General features: G+C 71.2%; 22 protein-coding genes. 7 read left to right on the top strand and 15 right to left on the bottom strand.

Annotated features, from left to right (window positions below):
- Positions 1 to 54: 54 nt before the first annotated feature.
- Positions 55 to 1,692, top strand: a complete 1,638-nt coding sequence (locus ABGA98_RS10740) for an alpha/beta-hydrolase family protein (protein WP_347618051.1) — start codon at positions 55 to 57, stop codon at positions 1,690 to 1,692.
- Here the strand turns inward: ABGA98_RS10740 and ABGA98_RS10735 are convergent.
- The gene (locus ABGA98_RS10735) at positions 1,679 to 3,721 is read right to left on the bottom strand and encodes an APC family permease (RefSeq protein WP_347618050.1); all 2,043 of its coding nucleotides are present in this window, start codon (positions 3,719 to 3,721) and stop codon (positions 1,679 to 1,681) included. The two genes, ABGA98_RS10740 and ABGA98_RS10735, sit on opposite strands and share 14 nt — an antisense overlap.
- Before the next feature lie 102 nt (positions 3,722 to 3,823).
- Between ABGA98_RS10735 and ABGA98_RS10730 the strand changes: the two genes are divergently transcribed.
- Positions 3,824 to 4,489 carry a TrkA family potassium uptake protein gene (locus tag ABGA98_RS10730; protein ID WP_347618049.1) on the top strand — a complete coding sequence of 222 codons (666 nt, stop codon included), beginning with the start codon at positions 3,824 to 3,826 and terminating at the stop codon, positions 4,487 to 4,489.
- A complete protein-coding gene (locus tag ABGA98_RS10725; RefSeq protein WP_347618048.1) occupies positions 4,489 to 5,148 on the top strand; it encodes a TrkA family potassium uptake protein in 660 nt (219 codons plus the stop codon). Before ABGA98_RS10730 ends, ABGA98_RS10725 begins: the two co-directional genes overlap by 1 nt.
- A 46-nt stretch (positions 5,149 to 5,194) precedes the next feature.
- Here ABGA98_RS10725 and ABGA98_RS10720 read toward each other — a convergent pair whose 3' ends face one another.
- The gene (locus ABGA98_RS10720) at positions 5,195 to 5,422 is read right to left on the bottom strand and encodes a hypothetical protein (RefSeq protein ID WP_347618047.1); all 228 of its coding nucleotides are present in this window, start codon (positions 5,420 to 5,422) and stop codon (positions 5,195 to 5,197) included.
- A gap of 152 nt (positions 5,423 to 5,574) precedes the next feature.
- Here ABGA98_RS10720 and ABGA98_RS10715 point away from each other — a divergent pair, with 152 nt between their 5' ends.
- Positions 5,575 to 7,305 carry an HAD-IIB family hydrolase gene (locus ABGA98_RS10715; protein WP_347618046.1) on the top strand — a complete coding sequence of 577 codons (1,731 nt, stop codon included), beginning with the start codon at positions 5,575 to 5,577 and terminating at the stop codon, positions 7,303 to 7,305.
- 44 nt (positions 7,306 to 7,349) lie between these two features.
- Here the strand turns inward: ABGA98_RS10715 and ABGA98_RS10710 are convergent, their stop codons facing one another.
- From ABGA98_RS10710 to valS, 7 genes are all read right to left on the bottom strand, one after another.
- Positions 7,350 to 8,018 (bottom strand): DUF3159 domain-containing protein, encoded by a 669-nt coding sequence (locus ABGA98_RS10710; RefSeq protein ID WP_347618045.1) that lies wholly within the window; start codon positions 8,016 to 8,018, stop codon positions 7,350 to 7,352.
- A 4-nt stretch (positions 8,019 to 8,022) separates the two neighbouring features.
- Positions 8,023 to 8,409, bottom strand: coding sequence for an OB-fold nucleic acid binding domain-containing protein (locus ABGA98_RS10705; RefSeq protein ID WP_347618044.1), 387 nt, complete (start codon positions 8,407 to 8,409; stop codon positions 8,023 to 8,025).
- A 29-nt stretch (positions 8,410 to 8,438) separates the two neighbouring features.
- Positions 8,439 to 9,077 (bottom strand): DUF3710 domain-containing protein, encoded by a 639-nt coding sequence (locus ABGA98_RS10700; protein WP_347618043.1) that lies wholly within the window; start codon positions 9,075 to 9,077, stop codon positions 8,439 to 8,441.
- 75 nt (positions 9,078 to 9,152) lie between these two features.
- Positions 9,153 to 9,605, bottom strand: coding sequence for a dUTP diphosphatase (gene dut, locus ABGA98_RS10695; RefSeq protein WP_347618042.1), 453 nt, complete (start codon positions 9,603 to 9,605; stop codon positions 9,153 to 9,155).
- The gene (locus ABGA98_RS10690) at positions 9,602 to 10,042 is read right to left on the bottom strand and encodes a PaaI family thioesterase (RefSeq protein ID WP_347618041.1); all 441 of its coding nucleotides are present in this window, start codon (positions 10,040 to 10,042) and stop codon (positions 9,602 to 9,604) included. Before ABGA98_RS10690 ends, dut begins: the two co-directional genes overlap by 4 nt.
- 37 nt (positions 10,043 to 10,079) lie before the next feature.
- Entirely contained in the window at positions 10,080 to 11,387 is a 1,308-nt protein-coding gene (locus ABGA98_RS10685; protein WP_347618040.1) for an AI-2E family transporter, read from the bottom strand.
- 191 nt (positions 11,388 to 11,578) lie between these two features.
- Entirely contained in the window at positions 11,579 to 14,059 is a 2,481-nt protein-coding gene (valS, locus tag ABGA98_RS10680; RefSeq protein ID WP_347618342.1) for a valine--tRNA ligase, read from the bottom strand.
- 107 nt (positions 14,060 to 14,166) lie between these two features.
- Here valS and ABGA98_RS10675 point away from each other — a divergent pair, with 107 nt between their 5' ends.
- Positions 14,167 to 14,451 carry a DUF4235 domain-containing protein gene (locus tag ABGA98_RS10675; RefSeq protein ID WP_347618039.1) on the top strand — a complete coding sequence of 95 codons (285 nt, stop codon included), beginning with the start codon at positions 14,167 to 14,169 and terminating at the stop codon, positions 14,449 to 14,451.
- Here the strand turns inward: ABGA98_RS10675 and ABGA98_RS10670 are convergent.
- The 6 genes from ABGA98_RS10670 to paaN all read right to left on the bottom strand — a co-directional run bounded on the left by ABGA98_RS10670 (position 14,384) and on the right by paaN (position 22,060).
- Entirely contained in the window at positions 14,384 to 15,817 is a 1,434-nt protein-coding gene (locus ABGA98_RS10670; protein WP_347618038.1) for a trehalose-6-phosphate synthase, read from the bottom strand. The two genes, ABGA98_RS10675 and ABGA98_RS10670, sit on opposite strands and share 68 nt — an antisense overlap.
- Before the next feature lie 18 nt (positions 15,818 to 15,835).
- Positions 15,836 to 17,386 (bottom strand): FAD-dependent oxidoreductase, encoded by a 1,551-nt coding sequence (locus ABGA98_RS10665; protein ID WP_347618037.1) that lies wholly within the window; start codon positions 17,384 to 17,386, stop codon positions 15,836 to 15,838.
- A gap of 74 nt (positions 17,387 to 17,460) precedes the next feature.
- On the bottom strand, positions 17,461 to 18,408 hold the full coding sequence (locus ABGA98_RS10660) for an MBL fold metallo-hydrolase (protein WP_347618036.1): 948 nt from the start codon (positions 18,406 to 18,408) through the stop codon (positions 17,461 to 17,463).
- A gap of 17 nt (positions 18,409 to 18,425) precedes the next feature.
- Positions 18,426 to 19,235: a 3-hydroxyacyl-CoA dehydrogenase family protein gene (locus ABGA98_RS10655; RefSeq protein WP_347618035.1), complete on the bottom strand. Its 810-nt coding sequence runs from the start codon at positions 19,233 to 19,235 to the stop codon at positions 18,426 to 18,428.
- The gene (locus ABGA98_RS10650; protein WP_347618034.1) at positions 19,232 to 20,392 is read right to left on the bottom strand and encodes a thiolase family protein; all 1,161 of its coding nucleotides are present in this window, start codon (positions 20,390 to 20,392) and stop codon (positions 19,232 to 19,234) included. The genes ABGA98_RS10655 and ABGA98_RS10650 overlap by 4 nt, the downstream gene beginning before the upstream one ends.
- A gap of 21 nt (positions 20,393 to 20,413) precedes the next feature.
- Positions 20,414 to 22,060 (bottom strand): phenylacetic acid degradation protein PaaN, encoded by a 1,647-nt coding sequence (gene paaN, locus ABGA98_RS10645; RefSeq protein WP_347618033.1) that lies wholly within the window; start codon positions 22,058 to 22,060, stop codon positions 20,414 to 20,416.
- A gap of 81 nt (positions 22,061 to 22,141) precedes the next feature.
- Here paaN and ABGA98_RS10640 point away from each other — a divergent pair, with 81 nt between their 5' ends.
- Positions 22,142 to 22,318: a hypothetical protein gene (locus tag ABGA98_RS10640; protein WP_347618032.1), complete on the top strand. Its 177-nt coding sequence runs from the start codon at positions 22,142 to 22,144 to the stop codon at positions 22,316 to 22,318.
- The gene (gene paaK, locus ABGA98_RS10635; RefSeq protein WP_347618031.1) at positions 22,315 to 23,619 is read left to right on the top strand and encodes a phenylacetate--CoA ligase PaaK; all 1,305 of its coding nucleotides are present in this window, start codon (positions 22,315 to 22,317) and stop codon (positions 23,617 to 23,619) included. Before ABGA98_RS10640 ends, paaK begins: the two co-directional genes overlap by 4 nt.
- The last annotated feature ends 1 nt before the right edge of the window (position 23,620 follow it).

The raw sequence follows: 23,620 nt of genomic DNA, 5'->3' as shown, positions 1-23,620 counted from the left end.
TCACGGGCGGGGGCGGCGACGTCCGCCACGGGCGAGCGGTTACCCTAGGTGATCGTGAACGAGGGGCGGGTGGTACGACGGCGGCTCGGATTCGGGGGAACGCTCCTGGCCGTGCTGTTCGCCTGCGCCTCGCTGACGCCGTCGTTGCTGCCCCGCACATGGCTCCTGCAGGGGGTCATGGGCGCCGTAACCGGGATCATCGGCTATGCGGCGGGCGCGGCGCTGGGCGCGCTGGCGCGTTCGGTGATCCGCTACCGTCCGTCCGAGCGGGCACGGTGGATCGCCTGGCAGGTCCTGATCGCGGGCTGCGCCGCGGTGGCCGCGATCACGCTCTGGTACAGCTACGACTGGCAGCGCGACCTGCGGGCGCTCATGGGCATGGACACGCGGATCACCTGGTTCCCGCCGGTGATCCTCGCCGTGGCCCTCGGCCTGTTCGCCGTGATCCTGTTCCTGTGCAGGCTGGTACGCCTGGGCGGCCGCAGGCTGATCGGCTGGCTGGACCGGTTCCTGCCGTCGTACGCGGGGCACGCCATCGGTGTGCTCGTCATCGCCGTCCTGGTGGGGGTGCTGGCGAACGACGTGCTGTTCTCCGGGTTCGTGGCCAGGGTGAGCGACGTCTCCTCGGTCGCCAACAAGGGCACCAATCCGGGCGTGCGCCCGCCCTCGTCGCGTTCCCTGTCGGGCGGCCCGGGCTCGCTGGTGAGCTGGGAGTCGCTGGGCAGGGAGGGCCGTAGTTTCGCCGGCAGCGCCGTCACCCCCGCCCTGCTGACCGCCTTCTCCGGCCGTCCGGCCGCCGAGCCCGTCAGGGTCTACGTCGGCCTCGAGGCCGCGGCCTCGCCCGAGGCGCAGGCGGCGCTGGCCGTGCGCGAGCTGGAGCGCACCGGCGCGTTCGACCGGCCGATCATCGCCGTGCTCGGCACCACCGGCACCGGCTGGGTGGACGAGCACATCGCCGACGCGCTCGAATACATGTACAACGGCCGCTCCGCCATGGTCGCGGTCCAGTACTCCTACCTGCCGAGCTGGGTGTCGTTCCTGGTCGACAGGGGCAGGGCGGCGGCCGCGGGCAAGGCGTTGTTCGAGGCGGTGCACGCCCGGCTGGCCCTGCTGCCGCCCGATGACCGGCCGCGGCTGGTGGTGTCGGGGGAGAGCCTGGGCTCGTACGAGCTGGAGCGGGCGTTCGGCGACCTGGACGACATGGCGGCCAGGACGGACGGTGGGTTGTTCGTCGGGCCGCCGAACGCCGACCCGATCTGGCGGCGGCTCACCGAGGACCGCGAACCCGGCAGCCCGGTGTGGCGGCCGGTCTACGACGGCGGCAGGACGGCCAGGTTCGCCCAGCGGCCCGCCGACCTGAGCCGCCCGCCCGGCCCGTGGCCGCACCCTCGCGTGGTCTACCTGCAGAACGCCTCCGACCCGGTGGTGTGGTGGACGCCGGAGCTGATCTACCGCAGGCCGGCCTGGCTGGAGGAGCCGCGGGCGCCGGGCATGAACCCGCAGATGAACTGGTTCCCGCTGGTGACGTTCTGGCAGGTGCTGGTGGACATGACGGCCGCGCTGTCGGTGCCGCCCGGGCACGGGCACCGCTACAACTCCGACGTCGTGGACGGGTGGGCCGCCGTGGCCCCGCCGCCGGGTTGGAGCGCGGACGACACCGGCAGGCTGCGCGCGCTGATCAGCGGGAACTGACCCGCCCCTCGTCGTCGCTCTGCTGCGCGGGACGCCGCACCGCGCCGGGCGCGAACGGCTCGGGCCTGCCCTTGAGCCGGTCGGAGGAGTGCAGCTGCCAGGGCACGCTGGTCACCATGACTCCCGGCTTGAACAGCAGGCGCGCCTTCAGCCGGAGCGCGCTCTGGTTGTGCAGCAGGTGCTCCCACCAGTGGCCGACCACGTATTCGGGGATGAACACGGTCACCACGTCGCGCGGTGAGCGCCTGCGCAGCGTCTTGACGTAGTCGAGGACGGGCTGGGTGATCTCGCGGTAGGGCGAGTCGAGCATCTTGAGCGGCACCGGGATGCCCAGGCGTTCCCACTCCTCCTGCAGCCTGCGCGCCTCCTCTCCTTCGACGCCCACGGTGACGGCCTCCAGCGTGGACGGCCGGGTGACGCGGGCGTACGCGAGGGCGCGCATGGTCGGCTTGTGGATCTTCGAGACCAGCACGATCGCGTGGTTGCGCGCGGGCAGCATGGCCGGCTCGTAGTCCTCGGTGATCTCCAGCTCGGCCGCCACGTTGTCGTAGTGACGCCTGATGCCTTTCATCGTGAGGAACAGCATCGGCATCACGATCACCACGATCCACGCCCCGACCACGAACTTCGTCAGCAGCACGACGATGAGCACCAACCCCGTCATGATCGCCCCGAAGGAGTTGATCGCGCGGGAGCGGTGCATCTGGTGCCGGATCCTGGGCTCGGTCTCGGTCTTCAGATGGCGGGTCCAGTGGATGACCATGCCGGTCTGGCTCAGCGTGAACGAGACGAAGACCCCGACGATGTAGAGGTTGAGCAGGCGGCTGACGTCCGCGTCGAACCCCCAGAGGAGCAGGCACGCGCCGAGTGCCAGAATGACGATGCCGTTGGAGAAGGCCAGCCGGTCGCCGCGGGTGTGCAGCTGGCGCGGCAGGTATCGGTCCTGCGCCAGGATCGAGCCGAGCACGGGGAAGCCGTTGAAGGCCGTGTTGGCGGCCAGGAAGAGGATCAGCGCCGTCACCGCCGAGACGACGACGAACGGCAACGACCCGCCCCCGAACACCGCGTCGGCCACCTGGGAGATGATCGGCTGCTGGTAGTAATCGGGACCGACGGGCGTGCCGTCCGGCCTGAGCAGGTCCTCGGCGACCACCGACGGCTCGGCCACCTTCACCCCTGACGCCAGGCCGAGGGCGATGATGCCGCTGAACATGCTGATCGCCACCAGCCCCATCATCAGCAGCGTGGTGGCGGCGTTCTTGCCCTTGGGCTTCCTGAACGCGGGCACGCCGTTGCTGATGGCCTCGACGCCGGTCAGGGCCGCGCAGCCGGAGGAGAACGCGCGCAGGATCAGGAACGCCGCGGCGAAGGCCGTGAGGTCGGTCTGCTCGGGCTTGATGGTGAAGTGGGCGCTGGGCGCCTGGATCTGCTCGCCCAGGACCAGCAGCCGGAACCCGCCCCAGGCGATCAGCCCGAGGACGGCGGCCATGAACGCGTACGTCGGGACGGCGAACGCGGCACCCGACTCGCGGATGCCGCGCAGGTTCACCACGGTCAGCAGGACGACGATGCCGACGGCGACGGCGGTCTTGTGCTGGCCCACGAACGGGATCGTGGCGCCGACGTAGTCGACGCCGTTGGCGACGGACACCGCGACGGTCAGCACGTAGTCGACCATGAGAGCGCTGGCCACGGTGAGCCCGGCGTTGCTGCCGAGGTTGGTGGTCGCGATCTCGTAGTCGCCGCCGCCGCTGGGGTAGGCGTGCACGTTCTGCCGGTACGACGCCACGACCGTGAGCATCACGACCACGACGGCGAGCGCCACCCACGGGCTGTAGGCGTAGAAGGAGGCGCCGGCGAGCGAGAGGATGACGAGGATCTCCTGGGGCGCGTACGCCACGGACGAGAGGGCGTCACTCGCGAAGACGGGCAGGGCGATGCGTTTTCGCAGGAGCTGCTCGTGAAGTTGCCCGCTACGCAAGGCACGTCCCACGAGCACGCGTTTGACGAGATCCGTCACCTTCGACACGTAACGAGATGCTAGTCCTCTGCCAGGGGGATCGAACACGGCAGCCCCCATCGGGCCATACTGGTGTCGAGCAACCTGCCGACCGCGGACATGCGGGGGGAAATGCATATTGTGATCATGGGATGTGGCCGGGTGGGTTCGACCCTCGCGCACATCCTCGAAGACGACGGTCATTCCGTCGCCATCATCGACCGCGACCCTCAGGCGTTCCGGCGGCTGCGGGCCGGGTTCCGCGGGCGGCGGGTGACGGGTGTGGGCTTCGATCGCGACGTGCTCACCGAGGCGGGCGTCGAGTCCGCGACCGCGTTCGTGGCGGTCTCCAGCGGCGACAACTCCAACATCATCTCCGCCCGCGTGGCGCGTGAGACGTTCGGCGTCGACAACGTGGTGGCCCGCATCTACGACCCCCGCCGGGCCGAGGTCTACCAGCGGCTGGGCATCCCGACGGTGGCGACCGTGCGCTGGACCGCCGACCAGATCATGCGCCGCATCCTCCCTGAGGGCGCCGAGCCGCTCTGGCGCGACCCCACCGGCACCGTCGTCCTGGCCGAGGCGGCCGCGCACCCGGCCTGGATCGGCACCCGCGTCGTCGAGCTCGAGGAGCGGGCGCGGGCACGCGTCGCCTTCGTCAACCGCATGGGCGAGGCCGTGACCATCGGGCCCGACACGGTGGTGCAGGAGGGCGACGTGCTGCACGTCATCGCCGCCGAGAGCGACATGGACCGGATCAACAAGGTGCTCGCCGCGGCACCGGAAGAGGAAGACTGATGCGCGTCGCCATCGCCGGAGCGGGCGCCGTGGGCCGCTCCATCGCGGCCGAGCTCCTGGAGAACGGCCACGACGTGCTGCTCATCGACATCGACCCCGGTGCCATCAAGATCGACAGCGTGCCGCGCGCGGAGTGGCTGCTCGCCGACGCCTGCGAGATCGCCTCCCTCGACGAGGCCGGGCTCAACAACTGCCACGTCGTGGTGGCCTCCACCGGCGACGACAAGGTCAACCTGGTGGTGTCGCTCCTGGCCAAGACCGAATACGGCGTGCCGCGCGTGGTCGCCCGCATCAACCACCCCAACAACGAGTGGCTGTTCAACGAGTCGTGGGGCGTCGACGTGGCCGTCTCGACCCCGCGCCTGCTGAGCGCGCTGGTGGAGGAGGCGGTGAGCGTCGGTGATCTGGTGCGCCTGATGACGTTCCGCCAGGGGCAGGCCAACCTGGTCGAGCTCACCCTCGCCGACGACGCCCCTGTGGTGGGTCATCGGGCCGGCTCGGTGCCGTGGCCCGTCGACGCCGCCCTGGTGGCGATCCTGCGCGAGGGGCGGGTGCTCGTCCCCACGGCGGACGATCCGCTGGAGGCGGGCGACGAGTTGCTCTTCGTGGCCAACCAGGAAGTCGAGCAGGAGCTGGCCCACCTGCTGTCGCAGCACTGACGGAAGGCCCCCTCGCGAGCGGCGCACGAGGGGGTCGCGCCGCCTTTCAGGACTCCCAGACGAACTCGTTGAACCGGTTGGGGTCGTCCTTGTCGGCGCAGAATCTGTGGCTACGCGGCGACTGGTAGGGAATGTCGACGTATGTCTCGCTACTGATGTTCTTGCCGCAGGTCAGGTTCTGCGGATCGGTGTCGTCATCGGCGATGGCGGGCACGGCCGCGAGCAGCAGGGCCGCGGTGGTCAGGGCAAGGGCGGCGACAACGCTTCTGAGCATGATGGCTCCCGTACGGGTGAGAGGGCAGTTCCGCCAGTTTTCTTACCCTCCGTAGCGGATCACGTACTTAAGGGTTACTTCCCGAGGTCTTTACCGTCTGCGACTTTCCGCTCCCGGCTGGATGTCCCGCGATCGGCGGGTAGGGGGAACCCATGCGCCACAACGTGCTTGCTTGTGACTATGACGAGACGCTGGCCCGCGCGGGCCACGTGGCCGAGACGACGATCGAGGCACTGGAGCGGCTCTCCCGCGCCGGCATCGAACTCGTGCTGGTCACCGGACGCGAGCTCGACGACCTGCTCTCCGTGTTCCCGCACCCCGGCCTGTTCGACCTGATCGTCGCCGAGAACGGCGGCCTGCTGTACGACCCGGGACAGCGCACCTGCGACACCCTGGCCGCCCCTCCGCCCGCCGCGCTGGCCGACCGGCTGCGCCGCGAAGGGGTCAGCCCGCTGGGCGTGGGGCAGGTGGTGGTCGCCACGCGCGAACCGCACGACGTACACGTCCTGGCGGCCATCCGCGAGCTCGGGCTGGAGCTGCAGGTGATCTACAACAAGGGCGCCGTCATGGTGCTGCCGCCAGGCGTGAACAAGGCGAGCGGCCTGGCCGCCGCCCTCGACCGGCTGTCGCTGTCGGCGCACAGCACGGTCGCGGTCGGCGACGGGGAGAACGACCACGCGTTCCTGACCTCCGCCGAGTGCGGCGCCGCCGTCGCCAACGCGCTGCCCGCGCTCAGGGACTCGTGCGACCTGCGCCTGGCGGGTGAGGCCGGCGACGGGGTGGCCGAGCTGGCCGGGATGATGCTCTCGGGCGACCTGGACGCGGTGGATGTGCCGCGCCACCACGTCCTGCTCGGCCATCGCGACGGCGAGGAGGTGCGGCTGCGGCCGTACGGCTCCGGGCTCCTGGTGGCGGGCCCTTCGGGCAGCGGCAAGTCCACGGTGACGACGGCGCTGCTGGAGCGGCTCGTCGGGGCCGGCTACCAGTGCGTGATCGTGGATCCCGAAGGCGACTACGCCGACTACCCGGGCATCACCGTGCTCGGCGACCCGGACCGCGTGCCCGGCGTGGAGGAGGTCGCGCACGTGCTGGAGCAGCCACGGCAGAGCGTCGTGGTCAACCTGATCGGCCTGCAACTGCGCGACCGCCCCGCGTACTTCGCCGAGCTGCTGCCCCGGCTGACCGGCGTGCGCGCCAAGCTCGGCCACCCGCACTGGGTGGTCGTCGACGAGGTCCACCACCTGCTGCCCGCCGAGGTGCGGCGCGTGCCGCTGGGCGAGGCCGCCGACCTCGGCTCGTTGCTGATGATCACCGTGCATCCCGAGGCGGTGAGCGCCGAGGCGCTGCGCCTGGTGACGACCACGATCGCGGTGGGCAAGGAGCCCGAAAGCACGCTCGCCGCGTTCGCCGGCGCCCTCGGCCAGGAGGCGCCCTCACTCGACCCGGTCGCCGATGGCGACATCGCGTTGTGGCAACGCGGCGACGAGGCGGCCCGGCACCTCACCCTGACGCCCGCGACCGTCGAACGCACCCGGCACCGCCGCAAGTACGCGGCGGGCACCATGGCCAAGGACAAGAGCTTCTACTTCACCGGGCCCGGCGAGCGGCTGCGGTTGCGGGCGCGTAACCTGCACACCTTCGTCGAGCTGGCCGAGGGCGTGGACGACGACACCTGGCTGCACCACCTGCGCAGGGGCGACTACTCGCAGTGGATCCGCGACTGCCTCGGGGATGCCGGCCTCGCCGACGAGGTGGCGGAGCTGGAGCGGGCGGACGAGCCGCGGCCCGCGGAGAGCAGGCAGCGGGTCGCCGACCTCATCGGCAGGCGCTACACCCTTCCCGCCGAGCCCACCGCCTTCGACCCGGACCACGACGACCGCTGAGCCCTCTCCCGCAGCAGTGCGCGTAGGGCGAGCCGAACGCCGGGTCAGGCCGACGCGACCGGATTGACGGGGGTGCGGCCGCGGCCGAGCACCCACAACATCGCGGCGAACGCGGCCACCTGGAGCGGCCAGCCCATCACGATCTTGGCGAACCCGAGCGCCGCCACCGCCTGATCGCCGCCTCCGAACAGGTAGACGGGCCCCTGCACGGCCACCCGCACCGCACACGGCAACAGGAGCAGCCACGTCAGCCGGGTGCAGAGCCGCACGATGCCCGGGTCCTTGTGCCAGGCCGTCGGATCGCCCGTGACCGAGCCGATCAGGAACCCGACGACCGGCCAGCGCGTGACGATCGACGCCAGCATGGCGAGCATGTAGGTGGCGTTCCAGAGGATGCCGGGCAGGAAATAGTCTTTCGCGTCGCCCGTGCGGCTGGCGAAGAACGCGCCGATCGCGATGCCGATCAGGCTGTTGATCACGAACTGCGGCGTGGACCGCTGCACGATCCTGACCACCAGCAGCACGACCGACAGGGCGACGCTGATGATCAACGACAGCTTCAGGTCTTCCGTGGTGATCCAGGACACCGTGAAGGCGATCGTGGGGACCGCCGCCTCGATGATGCCGCGCACCCCGCCGAAGGCCTTGGCGAGCTGGGCCCGCACCGCCGCCTCAACCGTGTCGTGGGCGGCCTCTTCTGCCTCGGCACTCACTCGATCAACTCCCTGGGCGCAGCTCGTAACGCGGATTGAACATCACCTTGCGCCCGTCCTGCATGCTGACCAGGCCCTCGGCCTTGACCGTGCGGCCGGGCTCGATGCCCGCAATCTTGCGTCGGCCGAGCCAGACCAGGTCGATCACGTCTGACCCGTCATAGAGCTCGGCCTCAAGCGCGGGAGCACCACCCCGCGGGCGCAATGTCACTGTACGTAGCGTACCCGCCACGCAGAAGCGCCGGCGCCCGCCACACGAGGCGATAGGGGTGGCGCCGACCTCATCGGCGTCTTCCCGCAGCTCCTGGGCCTCGATCTCGGACTGGGACGACGCCAGCCGACTCAAGAACCCGCGCAATCCCCTGCGTTTCTGGGGCTCTGCCGTACTCATGATGGAGCCAGCCTATGTGATGTCAGCCGTCAGCGAATCTCACTGATCTCCGGCCCTCTCCTGAACGGGTTGAACCCCTGCTGCTCCTGCTGCTGCTCGGCTCCCGGCTCGTTGGGGCGGCGCAGCGGGATCGGCTCCTCGCGCGCCATCGGCTCGTCGCCCCGCACGACCACGACGTCCTTGATGAAGTCGATGTACGCCGTCGCGACCGTCTCGTCGATGGCCGCCTTGCCGGAGATCACCGCGAGCAGGAACCAGCGCGGCCCGTCGATGCCGAGATAGCGGGCGGGCCTGCTGGTGCCGTCGGCCTTCATCTCGCCGGTCAGCTCGCTGCCGAACGGGCCCTCCTGCTCCTCCAGGTGCTTGGCCTGGGCCAGGATCTTGGCCTTGACCTCGTCCCACAACCCCGAACTGCGCGGCGCGGCCAGGGCCTGCAACTGCAGCGAGCTGTCTTCGTACAGGGCCACGACGCCGACGTGCTGGTCGCCGACCGACGCCAGCCGTACGTCGAAGTCGGGATTGTGCGGCAGCCGCAGGCCACCGAGGTCGATCCTGTCGGTGTCGGGGTGGGGCTCGTCGGCGTCCCACGGGCCGGACTCTCGGGTGGGCGCGGCAGACTCCTGCTCGATCGCCTGTTCCGGCTGCTCACGACGACGACGTCGGAACACGTTCCTCACTCTCCTTGCTCACCGGGCCGCCTGGCGGCCCGCCGTGTCGAAGGGCCGCGGGGCGCGGCCCGCTGGTCAGCGTCCTGTCGATCCGAATCCGTTGGCGCCGCGCACCGAACCGGGCAGGCGTTGGACCTCGTAGAAGGCCGCGCGCTCCACCCGCTGGACCACGAGCTGCGCCATCCGGTCGCCCCGCCGGAGGCGGAACGGCTCCTTGGCGTCGGTGTTGATCAGCGTCACCCTGATCTCGCCGCGGTATCCGGCGTCGACCGTGCCGGGCGCGTTGACCAGGGTGACACCGTGCCGGGATGCCAGCCCCGACCTCGGATGCACGAACGCGGCGTAGCCGTCGGGGAGGGCGATCGCCACTCCCGTGCCGACGACGGCCCGCTCGCCGGGCATCAACTCGACGTCCTCGACCGCGTAGAGGTCGGCGCCCGCGTCACCGGGGTGGGCGTAGGACGGCATCGGCAGCTCGGCGTCGAGCCGCTGGATGAGGACCTCGGGGCCCGAACCTGCGTTGGTCAAGAGTTCACCTCGTAGTCGTGTTCGGCGGCGATGCCTGACCGATCGCCGTGCTTGGCGAAGTGTTCCATGTTCACCTCGATGCACGGGGCTGCCACGCGGACGGCGACCGGGCCGCCGGGGGCGCCGATTCGCCCCTCAACCTCAAGGTACGCCTTCCGGCCCGCGCCGCCGTTGCACCAGGCACGCGGGTGGAGTGTCGTGCCCACGGGGCCGGGGAGGCGCGGGCCGTTCGGCCGATCGCAGCCGCTGCTGCGGCGACTGCGGCGGGCGGGGCTCGGCGGCCCTTGCGGGCGCCCCGGCGACGGGGCAGCCCTCGGCGGCGCGGTGCCGCCCGGCAGCGCGGCACCGCCGGGCAACGGGGCAGCACCCGGCAACGGGATGGCGCCCGGCGGCGGGTCGCCCGCGGCGAGGAGGGCGGTCACGGAGGAACGCGTCACGGGTGACGAGGTTACTCCGTGTCGGCGGTCAAGCGGCCTAGGAGCGTGGACCGGAGTCGTCCCCGCCCTGCTCGGAACCGTCACCCCGCGGGCCGGCGGCGGTGCGATCCTGTGGTGCGGCGGCATCGGAGCGCGCCTCCGTGCCGTCCGTGTGCTCGTCGGCGTCGCCGTCCCTGGGCCGGGGGACGTCTCCGGTCTCACCCGAGCCGACGGCCGGGCGGGGGCCGGGGATGTCGCCTGAGGCGGCGGGCTCTGGTTGGGCGGGGGACGTGTGGTCCGGTGGTGGCAGGGCGGTCGGGCTCGACCGCAGCTCCGGGAGCGCCCGGTAGATCACCGCCGCCACCGGCACCGCCACGGCGGCCCCCGCGATGCCCGCGAGGATGCCCCCGACGGCCAGCACCAGGATGATCGCCAGCGGGTGGAAGTTGAGCGCCCGGCCCACGATCAGCGGCTGGAGCACGTGGTTTTCGAGCTGCTGCTCGATGATGAGGATGCCCAGGAAGATCAGCGCGAAGATCAGGCCTTTGGCGCCCAGCGTGACGAGGGTGGCGACGGTGCCCGCGAAGAAGATGCCGACGATCGGGATGAAGCTGGCGAAAAAGATCAGCACGGCCAGCGGCGCCCACAGCGGGACTCCCATGCCGGCCAGCACGAATCCCATGATCAGGCCGTGCACGGCGGCCACGGCCACGGTGCCCTGGACGTAGTGGGAGAGCGTGGTCCACGCGGCCCGCCCCGCACGGTCGACGCGCGGAGCCACGCCGCCGAACGCCCTGAGGAACCACGCCCAGATGCGGTCGCCGTCTTTGAGCAGGAAGAACGTCACGAAGAGCAGCAGCACGATGGACGCGAGCACCTCGAAGGCCACCGCGCCGGCCGACAGCACGGTGCCGGTGATGGCCGTGCGCTGCGCGTTGGCCATGGCGACGAGCTCGTCGACGTAGCCGATGATCTGCGCCTCCTGCAGCTGCAGGGGGCCGGTGATCAGCCATTCCTGCACGGATCTGGCGGTCTCCTGGACCTGCCGGACGAGGTTGGGGAACTCCTCGCTGGCCCGCGCCCCGACGAGCCAGCCGGTGCCGGCCAGCACGGCCAGCGCCACCAGCATGGTGAGCCAGGTGGCGTAGATGGGCCGCATGCCGGCGTTGCGCAGGGCGTTGGTCAGCGGGAACAGCAACGCGGTCAGCAGCAGGGCGATCGCCACGGGCAGCGCCACGAACGTGAGGCCGGCGATGACCTGGACGAAGTAGTAGACGACCACGCCGACGAGGATCAGGCACCCGCACCATGCGGCCATCTTGGCCAGGACGGGCGGCACGAGAGTGGTTGGGCGGTCGGGAAGCACGGTTCAAGACTGGCATGTCCTGGCGGCGGATGCGCGCGGTTATCGCCCTTGGCGTGATCGCCCGCGAGCTGCCCAGACACCGTGGCCGTCCGGTGCCAGGGCGACCGGTCGCGGGCGGCCGGCGCCTGCCTCGCAGGGGCGGCGGAGTGTGCGCGGACGCCACTCCGCCGCGACCGACCGGCGCAGGGACGTCAGCCCAGATGGACCTCGACGTGCAGCGCGTCACCGTGTTCCAGGACGAACTCCTCGACGTTGCCCGCCGCGCACAGGTCGTCCTGGGCCTGCCGCACGAGTGCGGTCTCGGGCCCCGTGACGGTCAGCCTGCTGACCTCGGCCCGCATCGACAGCTTGGCCTCCGACTTGGCCTTGCGCACCCGCCCGAGCACCTCTGAGGCCACGGCCAGCACCGCCGGGTCACCGTCGCCGCGTTCGGCCCGGGGCCACGGCGCGCGGTGGACCGAGCCCTCGCGCCACCACGACCACACCTCCTCGGTCACGAAGGGGAGGAACGGCGCGAACAGCCGCAGCAGCACGTCGAGGGCCTGCCGCAGCGCCGCGTGGGCGGAGGCCGCGGCGGGGCCGGACTCGTAGGCGCGGGCCTTGACCAGCTCGAGGTAGTCGTCGCAGAACGCCCAGAAGAAGCGCTCGACGGCCTCCAGCGCCCTGGTGTGGTCGTAGGCGCTGAGCCCTTCCCCCGCCTCGCGTACGGCGTCGGACAGGGCCGCCAGCATCGACAGGTCGAGCGGCTCGGTGACGTCGCCCTCGCCGCCGGCCAGCCCGAGCACGAACTTCGACGCGTTGAGGATCTTGATCGCCAGCCGCCGGCCGATCTTGAGCTGCCCGGCGTCGAAGGCGGTGTCGACGCCGTAGCGCCCGTTGGCCGCCCAGTAGCGCACGGCGTCGGAGCCGTGCTTCTCCAGCAGGTCGAGCGGGGTGACGACGATGTTGCCCTTCGACTTGGACATCTTCTTGCGGTCGGGGTCGAGGATCCACCCCGAGATCGCCACGTCGCTCCACGGCAGCCCGCCGAACTCGTAGTGCGACCTGACCACGGTCGAGAACAGCCAGGTGCGGATGATCTCGTGCGCCTGCGGGCGCAGGTCGGCCGGGAAGACCCGCTTGAACAGGTCGTCGTCGCTCTCCCAGCGGCCGGCGATCTGCGGTGTCAGCGACGAGGTCGCCCAGGTGTCCATGACGTCGGGGTCGGCCACGAACCCGCCGGGCACGCCGCGCTGGTCCTCGGTGTAGCCGGGCGGCACGTCGGAGGACGGGTCGACCGGCAGGGTGTCCTCGGCCGGCAGGATCGGCGCGTCGTGGACGGGCTGCCCGGACTCGTCGACCGGATACCAGACCGGGAAGGGCACGCCGAAGAAGCGCTGGCGGGAGATCAGCCAGTCGCTGGTGAGCCCCTGCACCCAGTTGTCGTAGCGCACGCGCATGTGCGGCGGGTGCCACGCCAGCTCGCTGCCCCGCTCCAGCAGCCGCTCGCGCAGCTCCTCGTCACGGCCGCCGTTGCGGATGTACCACTGGCGGGTGGTGACGATCTCCAGCGGCTTGTCGCCGCGCTCGTAGAACTTCACCGTGCGCTGCACCGGACGGGGCTCGCCCTCCAGGTCACCGGACTCGCGCAGCAGCTCCACGATGCGCTCGCGCGCGCTGTGGACGGTCTTGCCCGCCAGCTCTTTGTACGGCTCGGCGTCGACGCCCTCGGGCGGCTCCGGCAGCAGCCGGCCGTCCCAGCCGATGACCGGCCGGGCCGGCAGCCGCAGCTCGCGCCACCAGGTCACGTCGGTGACGTCGCCGAACGTGCAGATCATCGCGATGCCGGTGCCCTTGTCGGGCTCGGCCAGGCGGTGGGCCAGCACCGGCACCTCGACGCCGAACAGCGGCGTCAGCACCGACGTGCCGAACAGCGGCTGGTAACGCTCGTCGTCGGGGTGCGCGACCAGCGCCACGCACGCCGGGATCAGCTCGGGCCTGGTCGTCTCGATCCAGACCGGACCCCGCTCGCCGTAGAAGGAGATCTTGTGAAAGGCGCCGGGCCATTCGCGGTCCTCCAGCTCGGCCTGCGCGACGGCGGTGCGGAAGCTGACGTCCCACAGCGTGGGCGCCTCGGCGAGGTAGGCCTCGCCGCGCCTCAGGTTGCGCAGGAACGCCCGCTGGGAGACCGCCCGGGACTCGTCGCTGATCGTGGTGTAGAGCAACGACCAGTCGACCGACAGGCCGACCCGCCGCCACACCTCCTCGAACGCCTGCTCGTCGAGTGCGGTCAGTTCGTGGCACAGCTCCACGAAGTTGCGCCGCGAGACGGGGAGTTCGTGCTTGCCCGGCTTGTCCGGCGGGACGAAGTCAGGGTCGTAGGGCAGCGACGGGTCGCAGCGCACGCCGTAGACGTTCTGCACGCGGCGCTCGGTCGGCAGGCCGTTGTCGTCCCAGCCAATGGGGTAGAACACCGACTTTCCGGTCATCCGCTGGTAGCGGGCCATGATGTCGGCGTGGGTGTAGGAGAAGACGTGCCCGATGTGCAGCGAGCCCGACACGGTCGGCGGCGGCGTGTCGATGGAGTAGACCTGCTCGCGCGGCGCGGACCTGTCGAAGCGGTAGGTGCCCTCAGCGTCCCAACGAGCTACCCATACCTGCTCCAAGCCATCGAGAGTCGGCTTTTCCGGCATGGAGGCATGGCCTGGTCGCTGTTGAGTCATGCCTCCTTATGCTACGGCTTCGGCGCGCGGCAAGCGGTACAGACTAGTGTTCGTTACCAACGGGAAGGGAGATCGGTATGGCGGAGGACAAGCCAGACGTGGCCTGGCGGGTCATCGGCGGCTTGGTGGGGCTCGTGACGGCCTGGGCGGCCAGGAAGCTCCTCGGGTTCGTCTGGGTGAAGGCGACCGGCAAGGAGCCTCCTGTCGACACCGACTCACCCGAGGTCAGCCTGGGCGAGGCCATCGGCTACGCCGTCCTCATGGGCGTCGGCATGTCCGTGGCTCAGATCGTGGTCAACCGGACCGCCAAGAAGCGTTACGACGCGTGGAAGGCTGTGAAGCAGGTGACTCCAGGGCATTGAGAAACTCGCTCGCCCAGCGGTCCACGTCGTAGGTGGCCACCCGGCGGCGCATGGTGCGCATCCGCCGGGCCAGCTCGTGCGGCGTGGCCCGCATCGCCGCCATCATCTGGCGCTTGACGTCCTCCACGTCGTACGGGTTGACCAGGTACGCCTGGCGCAGCTCGTCCGCCGCCCCGGTGAACTCGCTGAGCACCAGCGCGCCGTTCAGGTCGTGGTGGCAGGAGACGTACTCCTTGGCCACCAGGTTCATCCCGTCACGCAGCGGGGTGACGACCATGACGTCGGCGGCGAGATAGAGCGCGGCCAGCTCCTCCTGGTCGTACGACTGGTGGAAATACTGCACGGGCTGGTAGCCGAGCTGCGCGTGCTCGCCGTTGATCCGGCCCACCTGCAGTTCGATGTCGTCGCGCAGGCGCCGATACTCCTCCACCCGTTCCCTGCTCGGCGTGGCGATCTGCACGAACACCGCCTCGTTCGGCCGCAGCCGCCCGTCCTTGAGCAGCTCGCCGAACGCTTCCAGGCGCTGGCCGATGCCCTTGGTGTAGTCGAGGCGGTCGACGCCGAGCAGCACGTGCTCGGGGTCGCCCAGCTCGACCCTGATCTCCTTGGCCCGCGCCGCGATGTGCGGCTCGCGTACGAGCGAGTCGAGGTGCGCGAAGTCCACGGAGATCGGGAACGCCTGCGTGGTCACGATGCGGTCGTCGAGGAAGATCTCGTTCCCCTTGTACGGCAGCCCGAGCAGCCGCCGGCACAACCTGCGGAAGTTGGAGGCGCCACCGGGCAGCTGGAAGCCCACGAGATCGGCCCCGAGCAGCCCTTCGACCAGTTCCTTGCGCCAGGGCAGCCGCCAGAACAGCTCCGTCGGCGGGAACGGGATGTGCAGGAAGAACCCGATCCGCAGGTCGGGCCGCAATCTGCGGAGCATCGCGGGCACCAGCTGCAACTGATAGTCCTGCACCCACACGACCGCGCCCTGCTCGGCGGCGTCGGCGGCAGCGGCGGCGAACCGCTCGTTGACCGAGCGGTAGGCCTCCCACATCTCCCGGTGGTAGACCGGCGGCGCCACGACGTCGTGGTACAGCGGCCACAGGGTGGCGTTGGAGAAGCCCTCGTAGTACAGCTCAACTTCGCTGGCGGACAGCGGGATCGGGACGAGGTTCATGCCGTTCTGCTCGAACGGCTCCAGCTTCTCGTCGGGCGCCCCGTGCCAGCCGGCCCAGGCTCCGTGGCGGCGCTTCATCACCGGTGCGATCGCGGTGACGAGCCCGCCAGGACTCCTGCGCCACGAGGCCGTTCCGTCAGGCTCGATCGTACGGTCCACCGGCAACCGGTTCGCGACGATCAGAAACGAGCTACGGCCAGTCACGCAGTCCTCCTCTAGGGGTCAAATGTCGGGAAAGTCGCCAAGAGCGCGACTCAGAGCGACCGCCACCGACTCCGGACCCGCATGGGGGATGATCGCGGCGATGTGGGAGTCGGGCCTGATGAGCCATGCCTCATCGGGCCCGGCGCCGAGCTTCTTGGCGAGCGAGCCTGTCCCGTCCATCTCCGCGAACCCACGTACGGCGAGCGGTGCCCTCTTGACCTTGCCCAAGACCTGTACAAACAAACGCGAATCGCACATATCGCCCAGCAGGAGCAGGAAACCGTCCCGGCAGAAATCGCGCAGCCTCCCCTCGGGCAACGGCACGTCCGGGAGGATCACCCCTGGTGCGGGCACGCAGCGTGAACCCTTGGGCGGCCTGCCGGGAAACGGCCGGGCCGGATCCGGCGTCGTGAGCGGCGAGTCCACGTACCAGAAGGGCTCCGCGAACCGGCCCGAGTCGATCTCCGCGACCAGCCCGCCCTCCAGCGCGGCCCGCCGGCGCATCCGCTCCTCCACGGTCCTGGGCGCGATGAACCGCATGGTGGCGGCGGTCACCTCCAGGTTCTCCAGCGCGGCCGCGTGCCGTTCGATGTGGTAGCTCTCGAGCAGTTCCTCCCCCGCCCAGCCGTTGAGCACGAAAGCCAGCTTCCAGGCCGCGTTCTCGGCGTCGGGGACACCCGAGTTGAGCCCGCGCGCCCCGAACGGCGCCACCAGGTGGGCGCAGTCGCCCGCGAGCAGCACGCGGCCCGCGCGCATGCGGGAGGCCAGCCGCGAGTGGAAGCGGTACGTGCTGTGCCACAACAACTCGTACGGCCGGTCCCCGACGACCTTCCTGATGTTCCGCGCCCTGTCCTCGTCCGTCGGGATGAAGTCGGGCGCGATCTGCCAGTCGATCCTGAACGTCCCGCCGGGGCACGGATGGATCAGCACCTGCCGGCCCGGGTTCCACACGGGGTCGAAGTAGAAGCGGCGCTCGTTCTCCCAGCCGGGCAGGTCGGTTCTGATGTCGCAGATCAGGAACTGGTCGTCGTACGTCTCCCCGTCGAACGTGACGCCGAGCGCCTCGCGTACCCGCTGGGCCCTGGCGCCCGCGCAGGCCACCGCGTAGGGCGCGCGCAGCAGCCGGCCGCCGCAGTGCACGGTGACGCCGCGGGCGTCCTGGGTGATGCCGGTGACCTCGTGGTTCCAGCGCACCTCGATGAGCGGCTGCGCGGCCACGGCCGCGTCGAGGATCTGCTCGGTGCGGGTCTGGGAGATGTTCACGCAGGCCGGCAGCGGGCCCTCGCGCTCGAACGACCACGAGAACAGCTCGCGGCCGCGGTAGTAGGTGCGGGCGGTGGTCCAGGCCAGACCCTCCTCGGCCACCTGGCCCGCGCCGGCGGCGCACCAGATGTCCAGCACGTCACGCTGCTGGCAGATCGACTTCGATCCGCCCCGCCCCCGCTCCGCGCGCTGGTCGAGCACCAGCACCCGCACACCCCAGCGGGCCAGCAACAGCGCGGCGCTCAGCCCGACAGGGCCCGCCCCGATGACGATCACCTGCGGGGCCGCCTCGACCTGCGGGGACACCCCGCATACCCCGGACAAAGGAAGAGACCTCCCCACCTGCGGGGACGCTTCGCGTCCCGGCGACCTTCCGGCGTTCATGACTGAAGCTCGTCCCAGACCTCGCGGTCGCGTTCCGCGGTCCACACGCGCGGGCGCTCGACGCCGTGCAGCTCGTCCCAGAGCCTGGAGACGTTGAAGGGCAGGCAGTGCTCGAAGATCGGCCAGGAGCCGTAGCGGGGCTCCAGGGCCCGGTGGGTACGCTCGAACGCCTCCTTCAGCGTGCCCGCCGCGCCCACCTCGCGCAGCATGACGGCGAGGAAGTCGCGCGTCTGGCCGACGGCCGCCTCGACCTCCCCCGCGCCGCGCGCCACCGCTCCCCTGCCGCCGACCAGCGTCTCGGCCCCGAACGCCGCCACGCGGTCGAGGGTGGACGACGCCCAGTCGCGGTGGAAGGCGTCGCCGGTGTAGAGGGCCGCCTGCGACTCGACCAGGTCGCCGGCGAACAGGATGCGCTGCCGGGGCAGCCACGCCACCAGATCGCCCTCGGTGTGGCCGCGGCCGCAGTGGTACAGCACCAGGTCGCCGCGGTCGCCGCCCAGGTCGATGGTGAACCTGTCGCTGAACGTCGCCGTCGGCCAGGTCAGCCCCGGGATCGAGGCGGGCTCCTTGAACAGGCGGGGCATCCTGGCGTACTCGCTGGCCCAGTCCTGATCGCCGCGCTCGGCGATCAGCTCGCGGGTCTTCTCGTGCGCCACGATCACGTCGGCGCCGAACGCGGAGGCGCCCAGCACCCTCACCGCGTGGTAGTGCGACAGCACCAGGTACCGGATCGGCTTGTCCGTGTGCTCGCGCAGCCTGGCCAGCCACGCGCGGGCCGCCACGGGCGTCGCGAGGGCCTCGAAGCAGACCAGGAAGTCCTCTCCCTCGACGGCGCCCACGTTGGGGTCGCCCTCGGCCGTGAGCGCGTAGACGCCCTCGGCCAGGGTCTCCAGGGACTGCCGCTTCTCACCGAGATCCGCCGACGAGGCGAACGGCTTGGCCATCGCGCACCCTCCTCACATCACCACTGGTAGAAGCCCTTCCCGGTCTTGCGGCCCAGCTCACCGGCGGCCACCTTCTCCCGCAGCAGCGCGGGCGGCTCGAAGCGGGGTCCGAGCCGGGCGTGCAGATAGCCGGCGATGGCCAGCCGCACGTCCAGGCCCACCAGGTCGCTCAGCTTGAGCGGCCCCATCGGATGGCCGTAGCCGAGCGTCATCGCCGTGTCGATGTCCTCGGCCGAGGCGACGCCCTCCTCCACCATGCGGACGGCCTCCAGCCCGAGCAGCACCCCCAGCCGGCTGGTGGCGAACCCCGGCGAGTCGTTGACCACCACGCTGGTCTTGCCGATGCGCTCGACGTGCCCTCTCGCCCGGTCGAGCACGGCGGCCGGGGTGGACCCGGTGACGACGATCTCGACCAGCCGCTGGACCGGGACGGGGTTGAAGAAGTGCAGGCCGATCAGGCGCTCGGGGCGGTCGAGGGCGGCGGCCAGCTCGGCGATGGACAGCGAGCTGGTGTTGGTGGCCAGCACGGCGTCGTCCCCGGCCCTGGCCTCGGCCTCGGCCAGCACCCGGACCTTGAGCGCCGCGTCCTCGGGCACCGCCTCGATCACCAGGTCGGCGTCCGCGGGCACCTCGGCCATGACCAGGCGGGCCAGCGCCTCATCCCTGTTCACCGAACCCTTGGACTCGGCGACGGCCAGGCCCTCGGCGATGCGCCGCCTGGCCGCCTCGGCCCGCGGCTCTTGTACGGTGACGTGGTCGCCCGCGGCCAGGAAGACCTGCGCGATGCCCGCGCCCATCCGCCCGCCGCCGATCACGGCCACGTTCATGGGGCCTCCACCAGCATCGCGACGCCCTGGCCCACGCCCACGCAGAGGCTGGCCAGCCCGCGCCGGCCGGACTCGCGCTCCATCCGGCCGAGCAGCGTGACGACCAGGCGGGCGCCCGAGCAGCCCAGCGGATGGCCGAGCGCGATGGCGCCGCCGTCGGCGTTGACCGTCTCGGGATCCAGGCCGAGCCGGCGCACGCAGGCGAGCAGCTGCGGCGCGAACGCCTCGTTGATCTCGACGGTGTCGGCGGACCCCCAGCCGGCGCGGGCCAGGGCCTTCTTCGTCGACGGGACCGGGCCCAGCCCCATCAGGTGTGGCTCCACGCCCGCGGACGCGCCGGCGACGATCCTCGCCCGCGGCGTCAGTCCGTGCCGGCGTACGGCCTCCTCGCTCGCGACCACCACGGCCGCCGCGCCGTCGGAGAGCGGGGACGACGAGCCCGCCGTGACGACGCCGCCCGCACGGAAGATCGTCCTGAGTTTCGCCAGGCGCTCCATCGAGGTGTCGGGGCGCGGGCCCTCGTCGGCGGTGACCTCGCCGACCGGGACGAGGTCGGCGGCGAAGCGGCCCTCCTTGGCGGCCGCCACCGCCCGGGTGTGGCTGCGCAGCGCCCAGGCGTCGGACTCCTCCCTCGTGATGCCGTCGAGCGCGGCCACCTCCTCGGCCGTCTCGCCCATCGACATCGTGGTGCGCGCGTCGAAGCGCGGGTTGGCGAAGCGCCACCCGAGCGAGGTGTCGGCCACCTCGCCCGGTTTCGCCCACGGCGTGCCCGGTTTGGCCATCACCCAGGGGGCCCGGGTCATGGACTCGACGCCGCCGGCCACCACGAGGTCCGCCTCGCCCGCGCGCACCGCCTGCGCGGCCGAGACGATCGCGGTCAGGCCGCTGGCGCAGAGCCGGTTGACGGTGTACGCGGGCGTCGTCGCGGGCAGCCCGGCCAGCAGGGTGGCCATGCGGGCGACGTTCCTGTTGTCCTCGCCCGCCTGGTTGGCGGCGCCCAGGATCACCTCGTCGAACGCCTCGGGGCCGGCGCCGCTGCGGCGCACCGCCTCGCCGACGACCAGCGCCGCCAGGTCGTCGGGGCGCACGTCGGCCAGCGCGCCGCCGTACCTTCCCATGGGGGTGCGCACGCCGCCGACCAGGTACACCTCAGTCATGTCACTCCTCGCGTGGGGGAATCATGCCGGTCGCCTGGATTGCACCACATGGAAGCGGCCCGCGACGTAACCGGGGTCGGTGAGTGAGGCCGTGGCCGCCGGGTTGGCGCCGCTGCCGTGGTAGTCGCTGAACGCGGCCGACTGGTTGACGAAGACGCCGCCGGTCAGGTTGCACGACAGGTTGACGCCGGCGTCGAGGGCGGCGCGCTCGGCCTCGTCGAGCACGTCGGAGGAGGTGGAGTAGGCGGAGGCGGTGAGCGCGCCGCGGGCCTTGATCGTGCGGCGCAGCACGTCGAGGCTCTCCCGCGTCGAGCCCGTGGGGATGACGAACGAGACGGGTCCGAAGTGCTCGCGCCCGTAGACGTCCGGCTGGTCGGGATCGACCCGGACGATCACCGGCGTCCTGATCACGGCGTCGGGGAACGCCGGATGCGCGGGCGCCCGCGACTCCAGCACCACCTCGCCGAGCGACGGCGCAGCCTCCACCCTGGCCAGCACGTCGGGGTTGACGAGCGCGCCGGTCAGCTCGACCGCGCGGGCGTCGTCGCCGAGCAGCTTCCCGACGGCGGCCGCGAGCCCGGCGGCGACCTCGTCGAAGCTCTTGTGCCCCTCGTCGGTCTCGATGCCTCCCGAGGGGACGAGGATGTTCTGGGGGGCCGTGCACATCTGGCCGCTGTAGAGCGACAACGAGAACGCCAGGTTGCCCAGCATGCCCTTCCAGGAGTCGGTGGAGTCGATGACCACCGTGTTGACCCCGGCCTTCTCGGTGTGCACGAGCGCCTGCGTGGCGTTCCGCTCCAGCCAGTCGCCGAACTCCGTCGACCCGGTGAAGTCCACGATGCGGATGTCGGGGTGCGTCGCCAGCGTCCTGGCCAGGCCGTTGCCCTCCTCGGCGGCCAGTGTGACGAGGGCGGGGTCGTACCCGGCCTCGGCCAGCACCTCGCGGGCGATCTGGACCGTGATCGCGAGCGGCAGCACGGCGCGCGGATGCGGCTTGACGATCACCGGGTTGCCGGTGGCGAGCGAGGCGAACAGCCCCGGGTAGGCGTTCCACGTCGGGAACGTGTTGCAGCCGATCACGAGCGCGACGCCCCTGGGCACGACGGTGAAGCGCTTCTCCATCACCAGCGGCTCGCCCTTGGCCGGTTTCTCCCAGCGGGCGGCGGCGGCCGAGGAGGTCATGGCGGCGTAGGCGTAGGCGACGGCCTCCAGCGCGCGGTCCTGCGCGTGCGGCCCGCCCGCCTGGAAGGCCATCACGAACGCCTGCCCGGTGGTGTGCTGCACCGCGTTGGCCAGCTCGAACCCGCGCTTGTTGATCCGGTCGACGATCTCGACGCAGGCCAGCGCACGCGCCTCCGGCCCGGCGTCGCGCCAGGCGGGCAGCGCGGCCTTCGCGGCCTCGATCAGATCGCCGGCGACCGGCTCCGGGTAGGTGACGCCGAGGTCGATCCCGTACGGCGAGCGCTCCGCGCCGAGCCAGGCCCCGGTGCCCGGCTGGTCGAGGGGGAAGGGTTTGCCGAGGTACGACTCGAAGGCCTCCTTGCCGCGCTCGGCCGCGCCCTCGCCGTAGACGCGCGGACTGGGCGATTCGGGGTAGGCGCTCCAGTAACCGCGTCCGGCGATCGCGGAAAGGGCTTTCTCCAGGGTCTCGCGGTGCTGTTCGAACATGGTGCTCACCCTCTTGACAGCGATCGTCCGGACGGTGAAGTGTTTACCGAACATTCGGTCAGTTGACAAGGGAGAGCTGCGTTGGAGAGCGCGCGTCGCATGATGGACGCCGACACCGCCTCCGCCGCCCTGGGCATCGAGCTGATGGAGCTGGGCGAGGGACGCGCGGTGTGCCACATGACCGTGACCGACCAGATGAGCCGGCCGGACGGTCAGGTGGTCGCGGAGTTCCGCGGCCGGAGCCGGGAGTCGACGTGAGACGAGGAGATCCCCCCGGCCCGGACGAGCTCGACCCGATCGAGCGGGTCTCGCGCGACGAGCTCATGGCGCTCCAGCTCGAACGGCTGCGCCGCACCCTCCACCACGCCTACCGCGACGTCCCCCTCTACCGGAGGAAGTTCGACGAGGCGGGCGTGCACCCGGACGACTGCGTGGAGCTCGGCGACCTGGCCCGGTTCCCCTTCACCACGAAGGAGGACCTCCGCGACAGCTACCCGTTCGGCATGTTCGCCGTGCCGCGCGAGCAGGTGGCCAGGATCCACGCCTCCAGCGGCACCACCGGCCGGCCGACCGTGGTCGGCTACACCAGGAACGACATCGACGTGTGGGCCGACGTCATGGCCCGGTCGATCCGCGCCTCCGGAGGGCGGCCCGGCGACATCGTACACGTGGCCTACGGGTACGGCCTGTTCACCGGAGGTCTGGGCGCCCACTACGGCGCCGAGCGGCTGGGCTGCACCGTGGTGCCCGTCTCCGGCGGGATGACGGCGCGGCAGGTCCAGCTCATCACCGACTTCCGGCCCGGCATCGTCATGGTCACGCCGTCGTACATGCTGGCCCTGCTGGACGAGTTCGAGGCGCGCGGGCTGGACCCGCGCGCGTCCTCCCTGCGGATCGGGATCTTCGGCGCCGAGCCGTGGACCGAGCGGATGCGCGAGGAGATCGAGGACCGCTTCGACCTGCACGCCGTCGACATCTACGGGCTGTCGGAGGTGATGGGGCCCGGCGTGGCCAACGAGTGCGTGGAGAGCAAGGACGGCCTGCACGTCTGGGAGGACCACTTCTACCCCGAGACGGTCGATCCCCTCACCGGCGAGCAGGCCGAGTCGGGCGAGCTGGTCTTCACCAGCCTCACCAAGGAGGCCATGCCCGTCATCCGCTACCGCACCCGGGACCTGACCAGGCTGCTGCCCGGCACCGCCCGGCCCGCCTTCCGCCGGATGGAGAAGGTGACCGGACGCACCGACGACCTGATCATCCTGCGGGGCGTGAACGTGTTCCCTACCCAGATCGAGGAGCTGGTGCTGCGTACGCCCGGCCTGTCACCGCACTTCCAGCTCCACCTGACCCGCCCCGGGCGGCTCGACGTGATGACGGTCAGGGTCGAGGCCCGCCCCGGTTTCGCGGGCGGGCCGGAGGCGGGCGCGGCGCTGCGCCACCTGGTCAAGGCGACCGTGGGCGTGAGCGTGGAGGTCGAGGTGGTGGACCCGGAGACGCTGGAGCGGTCGGCCGGCAAACTCAAACGCGTCATCGACCAGCGGATAACCAGCGATAATTGAC

This window comes from Nonomuraea sp. B1E8 (assembly GCF_039871515.1).
Classification (GTDB): domain Bacteria; phylum Actinomycetota; class Actinomycetes; order Streptosporangiales; family Streptosporangiaceae; genus Nonomuraea.
Note: the sequence above shows the minus strand (reverse complement) of the source record. Positions and strands in the feature narration are given on the sequence as shown.

Coding starts and splice junctions, on each gene's coding strand:
- ABGA98_RS10730 (WP_347618049.1), top strand. CDS start 3,824: ATGCATATTGTGATCATGGGATGTGGCCGGGTGGGTTCGACCCTCGCG.
- ABGA98_RS10725 (WP_347618048.1), top strand. CDS start 4,489: ATGCGCGTCGCCATCGCCGGAGCGGGCGCCGTGGGCCGCTCCATCGCG.
- ABGA98_RS10720 (WP_347618047.1), bottom strand. CDS start 5,422: ATGCTCAGAAGCGTTGTCGCCGCCCTTGCCCTGACCACCGCGGCCCTG.
- ABGA98_RS10715 (WP_347618046.1), top strand. CDS start 5,575: ATGCGCCACAACGTGCTTGCTTGTGACTATGACGAGACGCTGGCCCGC.
- ABGA98_RS10705 (WP_347618044.1), bottom strand. CDS start 8,409: ATGAGTACGGCAGAGCCCCAGAAACGCAGGGGATTGCGCGGGTTCTTG.
- valS (WP_347618342.1), bottom strand. CDS start 14,059: ATGCCGGAAAAGCCGACTCTCGATGGCTTGGAGCAGGTATGGGTAGCT.
- ABGA98_RS10675 (WP_347618039.1), top strand. CDS start 14,167: ATGGCGGAGGACAAGCCAGACGTGGCCTGGCGGGTCATCGGCGGCTTG.
- ABGA98_RS10660 (WP_347618036.1), bottom strand. CDS start 18,408: ATGGCCAAGCCGTTCGCCTCGTCGGCGGATCTCGGTGAGAAGCGGCAG.
- ABGA98_RS10655 (WP_347618035.1), bottom strand. CDS start 19,235: ATGAACGTGGCCGTGATCGGCGGCGGGCGGATGGGCGCGGGCATCGCG.
- ABGA98_RS10650 (WP_347618034.1), bottom strand. CDS start 20,392: ATGACTGAGGTGTACCTGGTCGGCGGCGTGCGCACCCCCATGGGAAGG.
- paaN (WP_347618033.1), bottom strand. CDS start 22,060: ATGTTCGAACAGCACCGCGAGACCCTGGAGAAAGCCCTTTCCGCGATC.